The following is an 18,642-nucleotide window of genomic DNA, read 5'->3' as shown; positions in this document are numbered from 1 at the left end:
AAAACCGTTGCTCATGTAGGCAACGGTTTTTGTTATTGTTGTTTTTTTACTTTTACACGTGGCAATATCTTTTGAAGTGGTACATTTCGAGTTCTGTCCCATGTAGCTGGATTCATCGGATCATATTGCTCTAAGAAAGCAATAACTTCTTTTGTGATTGGTGTTGGAGTAGAAGCACCCGCTGTAACTGCAACATTTTCGATACCTTGTAGCCACTCTAATTGGATTTCACTTACGTCTGCAACGCGGTATGCTTTCGTACCAGCGATTTCTTGTGATACTTGTGCTAAACGGTTTGAGTTGTTACTTTTCGGATCGCCGACAACAATTGTTAAATCTGCAACATCAGCTTGTTTAGCGACAGCTTCTTGGCGAACTTGAGTTGCTAAACAAATTTCCTTGTGGAATTCTGCTGTTGGGAATTTTTTCTGAATGTCCTCCATTAAATGTTGAACATCCCATTGACTCATTGTCGTTTGATTCGTAACTAAAATTTTATCCGTTGGGATTTCTAATGTTTTTAAATCGTCAGCTCTTTCGATAAGATGAACGATATCAGGTGCAATACCAACTGCGCCTTCTGGTTCTGGATGATTTTTTTTGCCGATATAAATGACATGGTATCCTTCAGCTTTCTTTGCTTCAATAAGGTCATGTGTTTTTGTAACATCTGGGCAAGTTGCATCAATTGTCGTTAAACCTTTTGCTTTTGCACGTTGTTTAACTTCTGGAGAAACACCGTGTGCAGTGAAAATAACAGTACCAGAATCGATTTTATCTAAAATTTCTAATCGACTTGGACCGTCTAATGTAATGATGCCATCCTCTTCGAAAGCATCTGTTACATGCTTATTGTGAACAATCATACCTAAAATATAAATGGGTCTCGGTAATGATTTATCTAATGCGGCGTTACGTGCAATAACCATCGCGTCAACAACGCCGTAGCAATAACCACGAGGGGAAATTTTAACAATCTTCATGTGAGTAATCCTCTCCTTCTAAACAAGGGATACTTTTGTGCATAGTCCATTACATTATAAAGGAGGAGGAGATAGAAAACAAAGGATTGTTACACATATAGTTTTGGTTTTGTTGCTATTTGTTGAACAGGCTCTTCTAGTAATTCTTTTTCTATTATTGGTTCAATCACAATTTTTTTTCTTTTTCTCTTTTTTTGTGGAGGAGTTGGAGTGGCGACTTTAACCTCATTAACTTCGTCTGGTGCGTTTTCATTTTGCTTTTCTTCCGCGTTTTTTCCAGAGGTGAGGATTTTAACAATGCTGGGTAGATTACGCATAATTGGACTGTATTGCTCAACGACAGGTCCTACAGATTGAACAACTTGTGATACTTTTTCGATATTATTTATCATATTAGTTGGATTCGCAATTAGGTTAGAAAAAAAACTTCCGATGCCACTGCTAGATGTCGCCGCAGCTGTAGTTGTTGCAGCGCCGCGCGTTTCGTTTGCTTCATACATTTGAGGGGGTATCATTTGTTGAGGATATGGTTGGTACGGTTGCTGGTATGGTTGCTGTGATTGGTACGGTTGCTGGTACGGTTGCTGGTATGGTTGCTGGTATGATTGCCTTTGTTGGTATGCTTGCTGCTGGTGCATCATCGGTGGCCCTTCTGTTTGTCGATAGGGAGGGACCATTTGCATGAAAGGCTCCGTAGGATCGTGTTTTTTAAAGAGTTTAGAAAGAAAACCTTTCTTTTTTTGTGCCATTGGTGGTAGTTGTGGAATTGGGTATGGTGTGTAAGGATGTTGTCTTTGATTCGGATACATTTGTCCTATAGGGGATTGTGGATACATATGAGAAATCCTCCTTTCTTCAGTTAGGTATATACACATACAATATGCAATGGAAGGAAAGAAGGTTAGTTATTATGATGAAAACCTAAACTAAAGAAAAGATGGCTTTTACTTGTAGATTTCGATATAATGTAGACTTGACTGATTTGTACGCAGTAGAAATTTTAGAAAGAAGGTGTAACTTATGGCACTACAAACTTTTACACAGTATGATTTTAAACCATTTTTAATAGATGCAATTCGTGAACTACGCTTTTCAGAGCCGACAGGAATTCAAAAGAAAATTTTCCCAGTCGTGAAAAAAGGTGTGAGTGTAATTGGACAATCCCAAACGGGTTCTGGGAAAACACATGCATACTTACTTCCTACATTAAACAGAATTGATGCAAGTCGTGAAGAAGTACAACTTGTTATTACAGCGCCTACTCGTGAGTTAGCACAACAAATTTATCAAGAAATTGTGAAATTAACAAAGTTCTGTGCAGAAGATCAAATGATTACAGCACGTTGCTTAATTGGTGGAACTGATAAACAACGATCAATTGAAAAGTTGAAAAAACAACCTCATATTGTAGTTGGAACGCCAGGACGTATTAAAGACTTAGTAGAAGAAAAAGCGCTATTTGTTTATAAAGCGGATACTATTATTGTCGATGAAGCGGATTTAATGCTTGATATGGGATTCATTCAAGATGTAGATAAAATTGCAGCACGTATGCCGAAAAACTTGCAAATGTTAGTTTTCTCTGCAACAATTCCTCAAAAATTAAAACCATTTTTGAAGAAATATATGGAAAATCCAGAACATATTCATATTAATCCGAAGCAAGTTGCAGCAGGAAATATTGAACATTACCTTGTGCCTTCAAGACACCGTAATAAAATTGAATTAGTGAAAAATATGCTACTTCAATTTAAACCGTACTTAGCAATTGTCTTTACAAACACAAAGAAGAAGGCTGATGAAGTAGCCGATGGATTAGCAGAACGTGGGTTAAAAGTAGGGCGTATACACGGTGATTTATCACCACGTGATCGTAGAAAAATGATGAAACAAGTTCGTGATTTAGAGTTCCAATACATTGTCGCAACAGATTTAGCGGCACGCGGTATTGATATTGAAGGAATTAGTCATGTTATTAACTATGAACTTCCACCAGATTTAGATTTCTTCGTTCACCGCGTTGGAAGAACTGCACGTGCGGGTCATTCAGGTATTGCTGTGACGATTTATGATCCAGCGAATGAAGAAGCGTTAGATAGTTTGGAAAAACAACGTCATATCGAGTTTAAGCATGTAGATTTACGCGGAGATGAGTGGGCGGATTTAGGTGACCGTCGTCGTCGTAAGAGCCGTAAAAAACCAAATGATGGACTAGATGTTATGGCAACAAAAGTTGTTAAAAAGCCGAAAAAAGTAAAACCAAACTATAAACGAAAACTTGCAACAGAACGTGACAAAGTGAAGAAAAAATATAGCGATAAAAAAAGATAAGGGATTTCCCTTATTTTTTTTTTATCTCACTACTTGAGAGGAAATCGATTAATTCGGACTAATAATTAGTGAGGGATAGAAAAAACGTTGACTAAAGTTTCACTTTATCCAGTTAATTTAAGTGTAGAGTGCAGACTTTTTAAATAGTCAGTTTAATTTGTGTAGTGCCTTTTGTGGGAACAAACAATTCGCTACATATTTCTACAAATTATGCTATCATTATATCTATTGTATATTGAAGAGGTGATTGTATGTTAAAGATTGGATCTCATGTTTCAATGAGTGGTAAGAAGATGTTATTAGCAGCAAGTGAAGAGGCTGTTTCATACGGTGCAACAACGTTCATGATTTATACAGGTGCGCCACAAAATACACGAAGAAAACCAATTGAAGAATTGAATATAGAAGCAGGAAGAAAACATATGGAACTAAACGGTATCGAGGAAATTATCGTCCATGCTCCGTATATTATTAATGTTGGGAATACGACGAAACCTGAGACGTTCCAATTAGGTGTTGATTTCCTGCGTATGGAAATTGAAAGAACGGCAGCATTAGGGGTAGCAAGACAAATTGTTCTTCACCCAGGAGCTCACGTTGGTGCAGGAGCCGATGCTGGTATTCAACAAATTATTAAAGGGCTTAATGAAGTAATAACGCCAGAACAAACGGTTAATATTGCGCTAGAAACGATGGCAGGAAAGGGAACAGAATGTGGTCGTAGCTTTGAAGAAATTGCGAAAATTATTGATGGTGTGAAATATAATGAAAAACTATCTGTATGTTTTGATACGTGTCATACGCATGATGCAGGTTATGACCTTGTAAATGATTTTGACGGTGTGTTAAACGAATTTGATAAAATTGTTGGGATAAATCGTTTACAAGTACTTCATATTAACGATAGCAAAAATGTACGCGGAGCTGGAAAAGACCGTCATGAAAATATTGGTTTTGGTCATATTGGCTATAAGGCATTGCATCACATTGTGCATCACCCACAACTTATGCACGTACCAAAAATTCTTGAAACACCGTATGTAGGTGAAGATAAAAAAGATAAGAAGCCACCATATAAATTAGAAATCGAAATGCTGAAAAATGGTACTTTTGATGAAAGAATTCTTGAAAAAATTAAAGCGCAATAAGGAGGGGATTTTCCCCTCCTTATTTTAATAGCTGCTGAAATAAAATATTTACTTGTTGGGCAGTGGCAGGAGTAGTTACTTTAGCGATTTGTTTTAACAAATCTAGTCGCTCGGTATTATCGTAAATGTTAATGTTTTTCCCTTTCATAAGTAAAACGATTTTATCAGCTTGTGCAGTTGTGATTGGAACTTCGTATTCTTTACTATATTTCAATAACTCTTTTGTAGAAATATGATTTAATTTTTTGTTCACAATTTGTTTAATGAGGTTCATCGTGTTGTCCTCCTTCACACGTTCTTCTATCGAAATATATGTACGTATAGCTTGTACATATTCGTATCAAGGTGCATTTTTTCAATGGGGAAAAGAAGCTTATGTTATAATATAAGAACAAAACTATAGATAAAGAGTATAAGGAGGACTTATGGAAAAAAAGCAACATCGAAAAGAAAGTGTTATTCATCTTGTATATCGTTTAGTTATGATTGTCTTTGGGGCAGCGTGTGCGGCGGTAGCGATTGAACTATTTTTAATGCCAAATAAAATTATTGATGGTGGAATTATTGGTATTTCTCTTATTTTAGATTATCTTACTCCTAATATTTGGTGGCTAAGTTTTTCTACTTTAGTTGTTGTCCTCAACATTCCGTTTATGTACTCTGGATATAAGCAAATTGGAAAAACATTCATGTTATCTTCAGCATTTGGAATTGTAGCTTTAGCATTTATTGAATCAACGTTGCATGCTATCCCGCCATTTACAACAGAGCCAATTTTAGCAACAGTTTTTGGCGGTCTTATTTTAGGGATTGGTGTAGGACTTGTTATTCGTCATGGTGGATCGTTAGACGGAACGGAGATTATGGGAATTCTATTAACGAAGAAATTACCGTTTTCTGTTGGTGAATTCGTAATGTTTGTGAACTTATTCATTTTTGCATGGGCGGCATTTGTTTTTGGTGTTGAACAAGCGATGTATTCTGTTATGACGTACTATATCGCATTCAAAACAATTGATACGGTAATTCAAGGATTGGACGAAACGAAAGCAGTTTTAATAGTATCCGATCAATATGAGGAAGTATCAAATGCAATTTTACACCGCCTTGGTCGTGGAACAACAAAACTTGTTGCTAAAGGTGGCTATACAGATAAAGAAAAAGAAGTTATTTATGCAGTTGTAACACGTCTGGAAGTGACGAAGTTAAAATCAATTGTGCATGAAATTGATGAAAACGCATTTGTTACGATTATGAATACACAAGAGACAAATGGTGGTAAGTTTAAATCAGCAATTCATTAAAAAGTTAATTGTAATATCTTTTGAAAGCAGAGAATTCTTCTCTGCTTTTTGTTATAATAATATGGTTTCTTGAAATAAAGAATATATTTTAGGCAGATTGGTTTACAACTATAATAAGCTGTACTATAATTCAAATAGAGATAAATCGGAATCATTCTGAATTAAAATAGGTGAGATGATATGAATAATATATTGGAAATAGAAGGATTAACGTTTCGATATGAAGATCGCAACGTGTTAGAAGATATTAATTTGCAAGTTCCGAAGGGAGCTTTTTTAGGTTTAGTTGGACCAAATGGTTCAGGGAAATCGACTTTACTTAAATGTTTATTGGGTGTTTTAAAACCAAAGCAAGGAAGTATTAGATTGTTTGGCATTGATAGTAAGAAATTTAAAGAGTGGAATAAAGTCGGTTATGTATCCCAAAAGGCAAGTAGTTTTAACTCAGGTTTCCCGGCAACTGTTTTTGAAGTTGTTTCAATGGGGCTCGTCTCGAAAAAGGGGCTTTTTCGCTTTTTTACGAAAGACGATAATGCGAAAGTAGAAAAAGCGATTGCTGATGTAGGTATGAGTGAGTTTCAAGGTCGCAACATTGGAGAACTTTCTGGTGGACAACAACAGCGTGTATTTATTGCTCGTGCACTTGTAAGTAATCCGGAATTGCTTATTTTGGACGAACCTACTGTTGGAATCGATGTGAAAAATGTGGAAAGCTTCTATGAGATACTAGCGGATTTAAACAAAAGGCTCGGGATCACTTTAATTCTTGTTACGCACGATATGGGCGCTGTAACAGAGAAGGTGACGCATGTTGCATGTTTAAATCAGCATCTACATTTCCATGGGAATGTAGAGAAATTCCGAGAGTTAGAAGATGCAGAAATGTCGATTTTATATGGACATCATGTTCATCGCTTAGAACATGAACATGGGCATCACGGGAGGATATAATGATACAGGATTTTTTACAATATGATTTTTTACGTAATTCTTTATACGCTGGTGTTTTAATAGGGCTTGTCGGACCACTTATCGGCGTGTTCGTTGTAATTCGCCGCATGTCGCTTATAGCAGATGCATTAAGTCATGTGACGTTATCAGGAATTGCAGCTAGTTTATTACTTGAAAAGACAATCTTTACTGGTGGGTTTTTAAACCCTTTATATATGGGAATGTTTTTTTCAATCGGTGGAGCATTGCTAATTGAAAAATTACGTACTGTATATAAACATTATCAAGAGTTAGCAATTCCGATTATACTTTCAGCAGGGATGGGGATTGGAGTTATCTTCATTTCACTTGCTAATGGATTCAATACGGATTTATTTAGTTATTTATTTGGTAGTGTAAGTGCTGTGACAAGTGCGGATTTAATTATTATTGGTGTAGTAGCAATTGTAGTTATTATAACGATTGTTTTATTATACAAAGAGCTGTTTTTACTATCATTTGATGAGGAATACGCTGTATCAACCGGTTTGAGTGCAAAGTGGATTCACTTTATTTTCATTATATTAGTTGCTCTTGTAATTGCAGTCTCAATGCGGGTTGTAGGTGTTCTTCTCGTATCATCTTTAATGACGTTACCAGTTGCAGCAAGTATTCGTATTGCAAAAGGATTTAAACAAACAATTTTCTTTTCCATTTTATTTGGTGAAATTGCAGTAATTGGTGGAATGTTTGCTTCGTATCAACTTGATTTAGCACCAGGTGGTACAATTGTTATGATAGCGGTTCTTATTTTAATCGGTGCGATTTTATGGAAGAAGAAAAAAACTGCATAAAGTAGGGGTAGGTATGAATCTAACAGAAGCTTTACGCCTAATGAAGGAAAAAGGATATAAACATACGGGGAAAAGGGAAGAGATGCTAAGATTATTCGCGGCGAATAATCGTTATTTAACCGCAAAAGATGTTTTAGAACATATGAAGGATGATTATCCAGGACTTAGTTTCGATACGATTTATCGTAACTTAACGGTTTTTGCTGAAATTGGTGTTTTAGAGCAAACAGAATTAAATGGTGAAAAACATTTTCGTTTTATGTGCTCTATTATGGAACATCATCATCATTTCATTTGTTTAGATTGTGGTGGTACGAAAGAAATCACTTCTTGTCCAATGGATTTTATGAATAAAGATTTTAAAGGTTATGAGGTAACGGGACATAAGTTCGAAATATATGGTCGTTGTCCAAAATGTGCAAAATAAGAGAACTCGTCGGTTATATAACTGACGAGTTTTTAATTTAAATGTAAAAAAAGGTTGCTCACAAAAATTGTGGGCAACCTTCTTTTTTATTGTTCTTGTTTTTCTTTTTCTTTTTCTTTTTCTTTTTCTTTTTCTTTTTCTCGTTCGGCAGCCATTTCAGCAGCGATTACATCAATTTCTTTTTTCAGTTCTTCTACCATTGTTTCTTCTGGTACTTTACGAACGACTTGCCCTTTACGGAATAATAAACCTTCTCCGCGTGCACCGGCAATACCGATGTCAGCTTCACGAGCTTCACCAGGACCGTTTACGGCGCAGCCGAGTACTGCAACCTTAATTGGAACTTTAAGTGTAGAGATGTATTCTTCGACTTCATTAGCAATGCTAATTAGGTCAATTTCAATACGACCACAAGTTGGACAAGAAATAAGTGTTGCGGCATTAGATGCAAGACCGAATGACTTTAATAGTTCACGTGCAACTTTTACTTCTTCAACTGGATCAGCACTTAAAGAAATACGAAGTGTATTTCCGATGCCTTTACTTAAAATTGCTCCAAGACCGGCGGCGCTTTTTACAGTCCCAGCAAACAATGTTCCTGATTCTGTAATACCTAAATGTAGTGGATAATCAAAAGCGCGAGCAGCTTTTTCGTATGCTTCAATTGCTAAGTTAACATCAGAGGCTTTCATTGATACGATAATATCGTGGAAATCTAAGTCCTCTAAAATTTTAATATGGTGCAGTGCGCTCTCGACCATACCATCAGCAGTTGGATATCCATACTTTTCTAAAATATGACGTTCTAATGAACCGGCATTTACACCGATACGGATTGGAATGCCACGCTCTTTCGCTGCATTTACAACAGCTTCTACTTTATGGCGACGTCCAATGTTACCTGGATTGATACGTACTTTATCAATGCCGCCTTCGATTGCTTTTAAAGCAAGGCGATAATCAAAATGAATATCAGCAACAAGTGGAATGTTGATTTGTTTTTTAATATCAGCAATAGCATTTGCTGCGCGTTCGTCTGGAACAGCAACACGAACAACTTGACAGCCAGCTTCTTCTAAACGTTTAATTTCAGCAACTGTAGCCTCAACATCATGTGTTTTTGTTGTCGTCATACTTTGTATAATTAATTCATTGTTACCGCCAATTGTTAAATTACCGACTTTAACTGGACGTGTTTTTGTGCGTTGAGTCATTTCATTCACGAATTGATCGCTCTCCTTATAAAAGAAGTTTCTTATTTTAGTCCCTTACATCAATGATAGTATGTGTGAGAAAGGGCTATAGAAACCAAAGTACTTGGTTTCACTTTTACTATTGTATCAGCGCCTTTATGTAATTGACAAGGATTAAGTGATTGCTTATTGATATAACGGGAATTTATAAGACTTTCCAACTTGGATTTTTGTAGCAGATGTATTTTTATTTAATTGCTTAAAATCATCAATTACTTTTTCAATAGAAGGAATTTTTTTCTTATTAATCGCTTCTGTAATAGAAAGAACTGTATCGCCAGTTTTTACTTCGATTGCTTTATAAGCTGTATCCGTTTCTTTTTCTGTTTCTTTCTCTTTATTTTGTTTTGTATCTGTATTTTCTTGTTTTATCGCTTGGGCAGCAGAGGTTTTTTTGTATGAACTTAACATCGGTAAAGTACCGATTTTTATGTCGTAATAAAATATATAACCGAGGACAAGCACGAATAAGAGTACACCTAATCTCTTCATATCCTTCACTCCTTTGCTAGGAATATATGCTTGTCCAAAAAAAAAATGCCTATTTAGGCATTTTTTTTATAGTTCTTGTTTATCTTTTGGTTTTGGAACTTCTTTAATTGTTAAGTATAGAACGATTAAAACAACTGCAATGTAAATGAATGTTGCACCAGGTACGTTTATTTTGAATAAATCCATAATCATAAAGAAGATTGTTGGAATTGTGTAGCTGTAAGCAGTTAATGTCCAAATTTGTTTATAAGATAATTTGCGTTGACCGCTCATCGCAGAACCGATGAAGGCAAGCAATGTAACTCCTACAAAGGTAATAAATACTTGGAACAAGTACAGTAAGAACCCAATAACGAATAATAAGATTGGATAAATACTGTCAAATAACGAAATGAAATCTTGTAAATCTTTTTTCTCAAGAGATGCGCCTAATAAGTCATTATAGGAGTATGTTTGTGTTTGACCGTTCCCCATGGAGACTACTTTATCTTTTAAAACAAATAAACCTGTTTTATTTTGATATTTTTCTAAGTCTGTCGAATTTGGATCAAATACGAAAAGGGCATTTCCATCTTCTTTTTCGATAGGTTGATCAATATCAGCTTGTAGCTCGCCGTTTTCGATTTTAAAATCAGGTAAATCTTTTTCGATTACTTTATTTACCATGTTAACACCATCTTGGATGACGCTACCGTACAAGAAAGTTCTTGGAATAGTAGTGATTAGGCAAAGAAGCATAATATACAAAATGGTTTTACCAATTTTTTGAAAACGGAAAAGCGCCATATCTTTAGGCGAATAAACGCTTTTTGCTAGCTGTGTAAAAATGGACATAGATTCACTTCCTTTATGTATGTATAAAATCATTGTAACGTACGAATCGAGAGAAGCTCAAGATATATTATATTTACATATAGTAGAGAGGACTAAATTTCTTCTTATTAATTTACTTCTTTTAGTAGAGAAAAATACAATTGACACTTTTCTTTTGTATATGGTAAATTTATCTTACATTTTTCAAACGATATATTCGATGGGAATTTAGTTGTTTTTAATGTTACATACATAATCGTGGACCCTTAGCTCAGTTGGTTAGAGCAGACGGCTCATAACCGTCCGGTCGTAGGTTCGAGTCCTACAGGGTCCATATCCATTTCACATGTTTATTGTGTCAGTTGGAAGCTTCCTTGTAGAAGGAAGCTTTTTTTACGGGATATATGAGCATTTTAATTGAAAAGAAGTGGGAATTTTGCTACTTTAATGATAGCAAGACAAAGCGATTTATTTGTTTGCACCCTATGGCAATTAGGGTAGAATGAAGTTGTAGGTCACATATGTAGTGACAATACATAAACCGGGAGGAATATAACAATGGCAAAACACGAATTACCAAATTTACCTTATGCGTATGATGCTTTAGAACCTCACTTTGATAAAGAAACAATGAACATCCATCATACAAAACATCACAACACGTATATTACAAACTTAAACGCTGCTTTAGAAGGTCATGCAGAATTAGCTGACAAAAGCGTTGAAGAATTAGTTGCAAACTTAAACGAAGTACCTGAAGTAATCCGTACAGCAGTACGTAACAATGGTGGCGGACATGCTAACCATACATTCTTCTGGACAATCCTATCTCCAAACGGCGGGGGACAACCAGTAGGCGAACTTGCAACTGCGATTGAAGCGAAATTCGGTAGCTTTGATGCATTCAAAGAAGAATTCGCAAAAGCTGGCGCAACTCGCTTCGGTTCTGGTTGGGCTTGGTTAGTAGTAAACAATGGTGAGTTAGAAGTAACAAGCACTCCAAACCAAGATTCTCCTCTAACTGAAGGTAAAACTCCAGTTATCGGTTTAGATGTTTGGGAGCATGCTTACTACTTAAATTACCAAAACCGTCGTCCTGACTACATCGGTGCATTCTGGAACGTTGTAGATTGGAACGTTGCTGAAAAACTTTATCAAGAAGCAAAATAATTAAAGTTAATACAGCTAGAAAAAAGCTAGGAGTTTTCTCCTAGCTTTTTTCTATGCTCTCCTTTTACATAATTGAGCTTGTCTTTGGAAGACTAGAACATGAAGTAAAGGAGAGTTGTGTATGAAGTGGAAACATGTAATTGGTGATGTTGAAGTGAATCGGGATTTAGTATTATTGCTCGTTATAGGAGGTTTATACACGCTCGCAATTTCTTTATCGAATACGTTTGTAAACATTTATTTATGGAAGCAAACACAAAATTATGTAAATCTGGGCTTGTATAATTTGGCCAGCGTTGTATTGCAGCCTCTAACATTTCTTGTGGGCGGGAAATTAGCGAAACGTATTGATCGCTCGGTTTTACTACGAATAGGTGTAGGCACGTTAGCTGTTTTTTTTATCGTCGTTTTAGTAGCGGGAAAAAGTGCATCTCACTATATTTTACTAATGGGAGCCCTTTTAGGAGTTGGTTATGGTTTCTATTGGCTCGCTTTTAACTTGTTGACATTTGAGATTACAGAACCAGAAACAAGAGATTTTTTTAACGGTTTTCTCGGACTTCTTACATCTTTCTCTGGAATGATTGGACCGATAGCTGCAGGATATACAATTTCACGTATGGAAAAATGGAGCGGTTATACTGTCGTTTTCTTCCTCTCGTTAATGCTATTTGCGGTTGCAGTCGTTCTAAGCTTTTTTTTATCGAAGAGGGAATGTGAAGGACGCTATGAAATTGTGCAAGTATTGAAAGAGCGGCAAGTTGATGAAAACTGGGGAAGAATTACGCGTGCTCATTTCTTCCAAGGTTTGAGAGAGGGAACGTTTATTTTCGTTATTTCGGTATACGTCTATTTAGCATCTGGTAGCGAGTTAGCACTAGGGAAGTATAGTTTAGTGAATTCTGCAGTATCATTTGTATGCTATTATTTAGTTGCTCGTCTGTTAAAGAAAGAATGGCGAAAAAAAGCAATTTTACTTGGTGGCATTATTTTATATGCGGTCGTATTCTTAGTTATTTTCAATGTTACATATACGAAATTACTTATTTATGCAGCATGTATCGCGGTTGCATATCCCATTTTACTCGTTCCGTACGGATCCATGACATACGATGTAATTGGTAGAGCAAAACAGGCGAGAGAATGGCGTGTAGAATATGTAGTTGTCAGGGAATTATGGTTAAATGCCGGAAGAATTTGTTCCATTTTAAGTTTTTTATGTGCTGTCATATTTTTTCCTCCTGAAAAAAGTTTACCGTTCTTACTATGTATTTTAGGAGCTGGACATTTTCTTATTTATTTTGCAGTTAAAAATGTCAAATATGATGAGGGAAATGTGAACAAAACCAGCGTTGTAGCGCAAGGAACCACGCAGAATCAAACTGAACCAGAAGGTTAACTTATCGTTTGTTTTATGCTAGAATAGAAAAAGATGTAAGACAGCAGTGAGGGCACCTGTATGAAGGTGTCCCTTTCACATTACATAGCTGTTGGTAGAGGGGGTTTGTATGAGTAAGAAGCAGAAAAAGAACCAGACAAAGATAAAGACCCACGTTCCCTTTCGGTTAAACGTGTTGTTTTTTTGCGTGTTTTTAATGTTCTCCGCGGTTATTGTAAGGCTTGGATACGTACAAATTGTTCGTGGTGAGGAATATAAAAATGAAGTTGAGAAAAAAGAAAATTCAACGATAAGTAATCCTGTACCACGCGGGAAAATATTTGATCGTAATGGAGAAGCGGTCGTAGATAATGAGCCTATTCGTACAATTACATTTACAAAAATGAAGGGATCAACTGCAGCAGATCGCTTAGAAACGGCGAAAAAGTTAGCAGATTTAATTGAAGTCCCAACAGATAAGTTAACAGATCGCGATAAAAAAGATTATTGGCTTGCTTTACATAAAGAAGAAGCAGAAGCAAAAATCACAAAAAAAGATCGTGAAGAGTTTAAAGTGAATAAAATTGACGATAAAGAACTAGATGAACGTCAACGAAATCGTGTAACAGAAGAAGAGATTAATCAACTGTCAGCAAAAGATCTAGAAATATTGGCGATTAAAAGTAAGATGGAAAGCGGATATGCAATGACGCCGCAAATCGTTAAAAAAAATGCAACCCCGGAAGAATATGCGATTATTAGTGAAAATTTAGCGAAATTACCAGGCGTAGATACGAATGTTGACTGGGAGCGAAAATATAAGTATGACGATACGTTCCGAAGTGTACTTGGTGGTGTAACTTCTTCTGATGAAGGGTTGCCGAGAGAAAGATTAGATTACTATCTTGTTCGTGATTATAATCGTAATGATCGCGTAGGGAAAAGTTACCTTGAGCAACAGTACGAAGATAGTTTACACGGTACAAAAGCTGAAGTTAGAAATGTTACAGATAAAGATGGTAATATTTTAGAAACTATTAATGTGTCACAAGGACAACGAGGTAACGACCTGAATTTAACAATCGATATGGAATTACAAAAGCGCGTAGAAGAAATTCTTACGAAAAACTTAATGAGATTTAAAGGGAGCGAACCTCTTTTAGACCGTGCATTCGTTGTAATGATGAACCCGAAAAATGGTGAAGTTTTATCTATGGCGGGGAAACAATTAGTGGATAAAGACGGCGAAACGAAAGTAGAAGATTTTGCATTAGGAACGATGACGAGTTCTTATCCGATGGGTTCAACTGTAAAAGGTGCGACAGTACTTACGGGATATCAAACTGGCGCGATTCAACCTGGATCTGTACAGTTAGATGAACCAATTAAATTAAAAGGTACACAAACAAAATCATCATGGAAAACGATGGGATACATTAATGACCTGACAGCGTTAAAAATGTCTTCAAACGTTTATATGTTTAAAACAGCGATGAATATCGCTGGGGTTCCATATGTGCGAGGCGGTACGTTAGATATACCACAAAAATCATATGATACTATGCGTTACTATTTCGGTCAATTTGGACTTGGTGTAAAAACTGGCATTGATTTACCGAATGAAACGGCTGGACAAAGAGGTAGAACAGATCAGATACCAGGTTTCTTATTAGATTTATCAATTGGACAGTATGATACGTATACACCACTTCAATTAGCACAATATATTTCGACGATTGCGAATGGTGGATATCGTATGCAACCGCAAGTTGTAAAGGAAATCCGCGAGCCAGCTACGAAGCCAGAGGAAGTTGGAAAAGTTGTTCAATCAATGGAACCGAAAGTATTAAATCGCATTGATATGCCTGAATCGCAAATTAAACGTGTTCAAGAAGGATTTAGACAAGTGTATAATGATTCAGGTGGTACAGCTACAAAATACTTTGCAGGCGCACCATATAAAGCCGCTGGGAAAACAGGTACAGCTCAAACTGTATATGGCGGAGATAAAGAGATTGGTAGAAATGCAAAAGGTGAGCGTCGTGAAACATATAATTTAACATTAGTAGGTTATGCGCCACTTGAAGATCCAGAAGTAGCATTTTCTGTTGTTGTACCATGGGTACATGATGATAAAACAGGAATTAACGGATATATTGGTCGTGAAATTATGGATGCTTATTTTGAGTTAAAACAACAAGCAATAACTGGTGAAGCTCCAAAAGATGAAAAAGAGAAAAAAAATAAAAATCAAGATGATGAATAAAAAAGTTGTAAAAAAAGTACACTATCTGAAAAGATAGTGTACTTTTTTTTATGCTTTATGCATATGGTCTAGTAAATGTGGACAAGCGTAAAATATTGAAAAAACATGTAGTTTCAAAAACGATGAACACAATAAGATTAGTGCATACGCTCTAAGTTTGTCTTGTGTGATAGGAGATAGCAGCTTTATCCCGCTATTTGAGGGCGGTAAAACTCCAACCTCAAAATTCAGCTGGAGCAAAGAAGTTAGGTGTGAGCCCTGCTGCCCGTAAACGCCCGATTGGTGAAGGCTAATAATCAGTGGGGGATGAACAAAACCCCCACTGATTAAAGTTTCACTTTATGGATGATTAGAAAATTTCCTGCATCTAAAGTACAAAAGTGAAAATAAAGTTTGTGTATACAGTTGTTTTTGTGGAACTTTACAAAACTTTTACAAACAATTAAAACCGAATTAATAGTTTAGCAGTATTCTTATATCTGTAATCCTGTTATTTCCGGTTACTTCTAGGAGGAAGAACACGTGAAATGGATGAGCGCATCGATTAAAGTTTTGACATTATCGACATGTTTCCTTTGTTTTAATATGTCTACTGCATTCGCTACAAATGAAATGGGAGAAGTGAGAGTTGATGGATCCTCAACGGTTTTTCCTATTATAGAGGCAGTAGCAGAGGAATATACAAAGGCCCATCCAAACGTGAAAATTTCTATTAGTATTTCTGGGACAGGAGGAGGATTTAATCGTTTCAGTAAAGGAGAAGTAGATATAAACAATGCTTCGAGATTGATGAAACCGGTAGAAGAAAATGTAATGCAGAAAAACTCCATTCAATTTACACCATTTGAGGTTGCTTATGACGGTCTAACGATTGTTGTGAATCGTCAAAACACGTGGGTAAACAATATGACGATAGACGAGTTACGTCTATTATGGAGTGAAAATGGAAGATTGAAACGATGGTCACAAATTCATTCATCATGGCCACGTGAACAAGTTAAATTTTATGCGCCAGGCGTAGACTCTGGTACTTATGATTATTTTCAAAATGTTGTCTTACAAAATAATCGCCTTGTAAAAACGGTTTCTTTGTCTGAAGACGATCAAGTTATTATGCAAGGGGTAATGAATGATAAAAATGCCATTGCTTTTGTAGGATATGCTTATTATATGGCCAATCGAGATAAGGTAAAAGCAATACAGGTGGATGGTGTATTTCCAACGAAAGAGACCATTCAATCGGGTACGTATAAGCCATTATCTAGGCCGCTATTTACGTATGTGAATCATGCATCTATCAGAAATAAAATTAATGTAGCAAATTATGTTGAGTTTATGATTAAGCATGTTGGAAGCCTTGCTGAAGAGGTCGGATATGTAAAATTACCAAAAGAAAAATATAATGAACAACTGCGAATGTTAACAGAAATAAAAAGGTAATGTCAGGGTGGAAAGGGGTTTTCATCTTTGGCTCATAATGACAAAAGTCAAATTACATTTTCTGTACAACATTTGATTGAGAGAAATACAAATAGAAGAAAAAAAACGCAGCGAATCAATCGAATTGTTCCGTTAATACTAAAAGTCATTGCTAGCGTGTCCATTGTAACGACACTTGGAATTATTATTACGTTGGCAAATGAAACAATCATGTTTTTTCAAAAGATATCATTGTATTCTTTTTTGACAGAGAAAGAATGGTTACCTTTTTTTGAAGATCCGAAATTCGGTATATTACCACTTATATGTGGAACAATCCTTGTAACAGCAATTGCCATGTTCGTAGCAATTCCTATTGGTTTAGGTTGTGCCGTGTTTTTAAGCGAATACGCTTCGAATGGCGCTCGGAAAATATTAAAACCGTTGTTAGAGCTACTAGCCGGCATCCCGACAATTGTATATGGTTTTTTCGCGTTAACAGTTGTCACACCACTTTTACAACGCGTTATACCAGATTTGCAGTTTTTTAATGCTATTAGTCCGGGGATTGTTATAGGGTTCATGATGATCCCGACGATTGCGTCTCTCTCTGAAGATGCGATGAGAGCTGTAGAAAAAGGAATTAAAGAAGCCTCATTAGCGCTAGGAGCGACTCGTTTTGAGATGGTAAAACAAGTGGTGTTTCCATCGGCTTTTACGGGCATAATGGCAGCGATTATATTAGCAGCTTCTCGAGCGATTGGTGAAACGATGATTGTTGTTATTGCAGCTGGATCCACACCTAATGTATCGATAGATCCGACTCATTCTATTCAAACATTAACAGCCTATATTGTACAAGTGAGTTTAGGTGATGCTCCGCATGGAACGATTACTTATTACAGCATGTATGCTGTAGGTGCAACGTTATTTATGTTTACTTTTATTATGAATATCATTTCGCAATATATTATGCGCCGTTTTAGGAGGGTGACATAATATGAGAATGTTAAACCATAAAAAAATACAAGAAAATATGGCATCGCGTTTTTTAAAGGATCGGATTTACAAGTGTTTGTTTTATATAGCAATTTTGTTTTCGGTAGTAATACTTTTTATATTGCTTTTTCAAATTTTTGAAAAAGGTATAAGTTATCTTTCAATAGATTTCTTTACAAACTTCGCCTCACGTAATCCGAGAGAAGCTGGGATTGTCGCTGCTTTGTCAGGAACAATACTATTTATGAGCATTGTTATACCGGTCTCTTTTATATTTGGAGTCGGAACAGCTCTTTATTTAGAGCATTATGCGAAGGAGTCCGTTTTTAAAAAGTTAATTGAATTAAATAATCAAACATTAGCAGGGGTACCTTCCGTTGTGTTTGGTTTACTCGGGTTAACTATTTTCGTATACGCTCTCCATTTAGGAGAGAGCATAATTGCAGCGGCACTGACGATGAGTTTACTCGTCTTACCAACTGTTGTTGTAGCTAGTCAAGAAGCGATTCGAACTGTGCCGAGCTCATTACTAGAGGCTTCTTACGGATTAGGTGCTACGAAGTGGCAAACGATGTATCAAATTGTATTGCCAGTAGCTTTACCAGGGATTGTAACGGGATGTACGTTAGCGGTATCGAGAGCAATTGGTGAGGCAGCACCATTATTAGTCATTGGGGCTCTTGCCTTTGCAAATTATGTTCCGTTCAGCATGTTTGATAGATTTACGGTTTTACCAATTCAAATTTTTAATTGGATGAGTAGACCACAAGAAGAATTTCAGTATGTAGCAGCAGCTGGGATGATTGTTTTGTTAGGGTTGCTGCTCTTTATAAATATATTTGTCTTATGGTTACGAAATCGAAAATAAGTTGGAA

18 protein-coding genes and 1 tRNA gene are annotated in these 18,642 nt (G+C 36.2%); 13 read left to right on the top strand and 6 right to left on the bottom strand.

What is annotated here, in order from left to right; genetic code table 11:
* Positions 1–32: 32 nt before the first annotated feature.
* Both FT637_RS03605 and vrrA read right to left on the bottom strand, forming a co-directional pair.
* Positions 33–983, bottom strand: a complete 951-nt coding sequence (locus tag FT637_RS03605) for a 4-hydroxy-3-methylbut-2-enyl diphosphate reductase (RefSeq protein ID WP_070144884.1) — start codon at positions 981–983, stop codon at positions 33–35.
* Positions 984–1,072: 89 nt separating this feature from the next.
* A complete protein-coding gene (gene vrrA / locus FT637_RS03600; RefSeq protein ID WP_193645152.1) occupies positions 1,073–1,819 on the bottom strand; it encodes a VrrA/YqfQ family protein in 747 nt (248 codons plus the stop codon).
* 184 nt (positions 1,820–2,003) lie between these two features.
* On the opposite strand from vrrA, the gene FT637_RS03595 reads away from it, so the two are divergent.
* On the top strand, positions 2,004–3,314 hold the full coding sequence (locus FT637_RS03595; protein ID WP_193645151.1) for a DEAD/DEAH box helicase: 1,311 nt from the start codon (positions 2,004–2,006) through the stop codon (positions 3,312–3,314).
* Positions 3,315–3,565: 251 nt separating this feature from the next.
* Complete coding sequence (locus FT637_RS03590) at positions 3,566–4,462, top strand: deoxyribonuclease IV (protein WP_193645150.1); 897 nt, start codon at positions 3,566–3,568, stop codon at positions 4,460–4,462.
* A gap of 19 nt (positions 4,463–4,481) precedes the next feature.
* On the opposite strand, the gene FT637_RS03585 is transcribed toward FT637_RS03590, so the two are convergent.
* The gene (locus FT637_RS03585) at positions 4,482–4,736 is read right to left on the bottom strand and encodes a DUF2624 domain-containing protein (RefSeq protein WP_002088657.1); all 255 of its coding nucleotides are present in this window, start codon (positions 4,734–4,736) and stop codon (positions 4,482–4,484) included.
* Positions 4,737–4,887: 151 nt separating this feature from the next.
* Here FT637_RS03585 and FT637_RS03580 point away from each other — a divergent pair, with 151 nt between their 5' ends.
* The 4 genes from FT637_RS03580 (at position 4,888) to FT637_RS03565 (ending at position 7,977) form a co-directional block, all read left to right on the top strand.
* Positions 4,888–5,766, top strand: coding sequence for a YitT family protein (locus FT637_RS03580; RefSeq protein WP_105584480.1), 879 nt, complete (start codon positions 4,888–4,890; stop codon positions 5,764–5,766).
* A 180-nt stretch (positions 5,767–5,946) separates the two neighbouring features.
* Positions 5,947–6,717, top strand: a complete 771-nt coding sequence (locus FT637_RS03575; RefSeq protein ID WP_193645149.1) for a metal ABC transporter ATP-binding protein — start codon at positions 5,947–5,949, stop codon at positions 6,715–6,717.
* Complete coding sequence (locus tag FT637_RS03570) at positions 6,717–7,550, top strand: metal ABC transporter permease (protein ID WP_193645148.1); 834 nt, start codon at positions 6,717–6,719, stop codon at positions 7,548–7,550. The genes FT637_RS03575 and FT637_RS03570 overlap by 1 nt, the downstream gene beginning before the upstream one ends.
* Positions 7,551–7,563: 13 nt before the next feature.
* Complete coding sequence (locus tag FT637_RS03565; RefSeq protein WP_193645147.1) at positions 7,564–7,977, top strand: Fur family transcriptional regulator; 414 nt, start codon at positions 7,564–7,566, stop codon at positions 7,975–7,977.
* Between the two features lie 86 nt (positions 7,978–8,063).
* Here the strand turns inward: FT637_RS03565 and ispG are convergent, their stop codons facing one another.
* The 3 genes from ispG to FT637_RS03550 all read right to left on the bottom strand — a co-directional run bounded on the left by ispG (position 8,064) and on the right by FT637_RS03550 (position 10,556).
* Positions 8,064–9,191 carry a flavodoxin-dependent (E)-4-hydroxy-3-methylbut-2-enyl-diphosphate synthase gene (gene ispG, locus FT637_RS03560; RefSeq protein WP_193645519.1) on the bottom strand — a complete coding sequence of 376 codons (1,128 nt, stop codon included), beginning with the start codon at positions 9,189–9,191 and terminating at the stop codon, positions 8,064–8,066.
* Between the two features lie 165 nt (positions 9,192–9,356).
* On the bottom strand, positions 9,357–9,722 hold the full coding sequence (locus tag FT637_RS03555) for a hypothetical protein (protein WP_193645146.1): 366 nt from the start codon (positions 9,720–9,722) through the stop codon (positions 9,357–9,359).
* A gap of 66 nt (positions 9,723–9,788) precedes the next feature.
* Positions 9,789–10,556 (bottom strand): DUF1189 domain-containing protein, encoded by a 768-nt coding sequence (locus tag FT637_RS03550; RefSeq protein ID WP_193645145.1) that lies wholly within the window; start codon positions 10,554–10,556, stop codon positions 9,789–9,791.
* Positions 10,557–10,795: 239 nt separating this feature from the next.
* On the opposite strand from FT637_RS03550, the gene FT637_RS03545 reads away from it, so the two are divergent.
* From FT637_RS03545 to pstA, 7 genes are all read left to right on the top strand, one after another.
* Positions 10,796–10,869 (top strand) — tRNA-Ile (locus FT637_RS03545).
* A gap of 224 nt (positions 10,870–11,093) precedes the next feature.
* Entirely contained in the window at positions 11,094–11,705 is a 612-nt protein-coding gene (gene sodA, locus FT637_RS03540; RefSeq protein WP_193645144.1) for a superoxide dismutase [Mn], read from the top strand.
* 121 nt (positions 11,706–11,826) lie between these two features.
* Positions 11,827–13,104: an MFS transporter gene (locus tag FT637_RS03535; protein WP_193645143.1), complete on the top strand. Its 1,278-nt coding sequence runs from the start codon at positions 11,827–11,829 to the stop codon at positions 13,102–13,104.
* 109 nt (positions 13,105–13,213) lie between these two features.
* Positions 13,214–15,349, top strand: coding sequence for a peptidoglycan D,D-transpeptidase FtsI family protein (locus tag FT637_RS03530; protein WP_193645142.1), 2,136 nt, complete (start codon positions 13,214–13,216; stop codon positions 15,347–15,349).
* Positions 15,350–15,871: 522 nt separating this feature from the next.
* Entirely contained in the window at positions 15,872–16,789 is a 918-nt protein-coding gene (locus FT637_RS03525) for a PstS family phosphate ABC transporter substrate-binding protein (RefSeq protein ID WP_193645141.1), read from the top strand.
* A gap of 27 nt (positions 16,790–16,816) precedes the next feature.
* Positions 16,817–17,767 (top strand): phosphate ABC transporter permease subunit PstC, encoded by a 951-nt coding sequence (gene pstC, locus FT637_RS03520; RefSeq protein ID WP_002199339.1) that lies wholly within the window; start codon positions 16,817–16,819, stop codon positions 17,765–17,767.
* 1 nt (position 17,768) lies between these two features.
* Positions 17,769–18,635 (top strand): phosphate ABC transporter permease PstA, encoded by an 867-nt coding sequence (gene pstA / locus FT637_RS03515; protein WP_002145719.1) that lies wholly within the window; start codon positions 17,769–17,771, stop codon positions 18,633–18,635.
* Positions 18,636–18,642 lie beyond the last annotated feature (7 nt).

It is taken from the genome of Bacillus cereus (assembly GCF_015071065.1).
Taxonomy (GTDB): Bacteria; Bacillota; Bacilli; order Bacillales; family Bacillaceae_G; genus Bacillus_A; species Bacillus_A cereus_BA.
The sequence above is the reverse complement of the archived record's forward strand: the minus strand, read 5'-3'. Positions and strand labels throughout refer to the sequence as shown.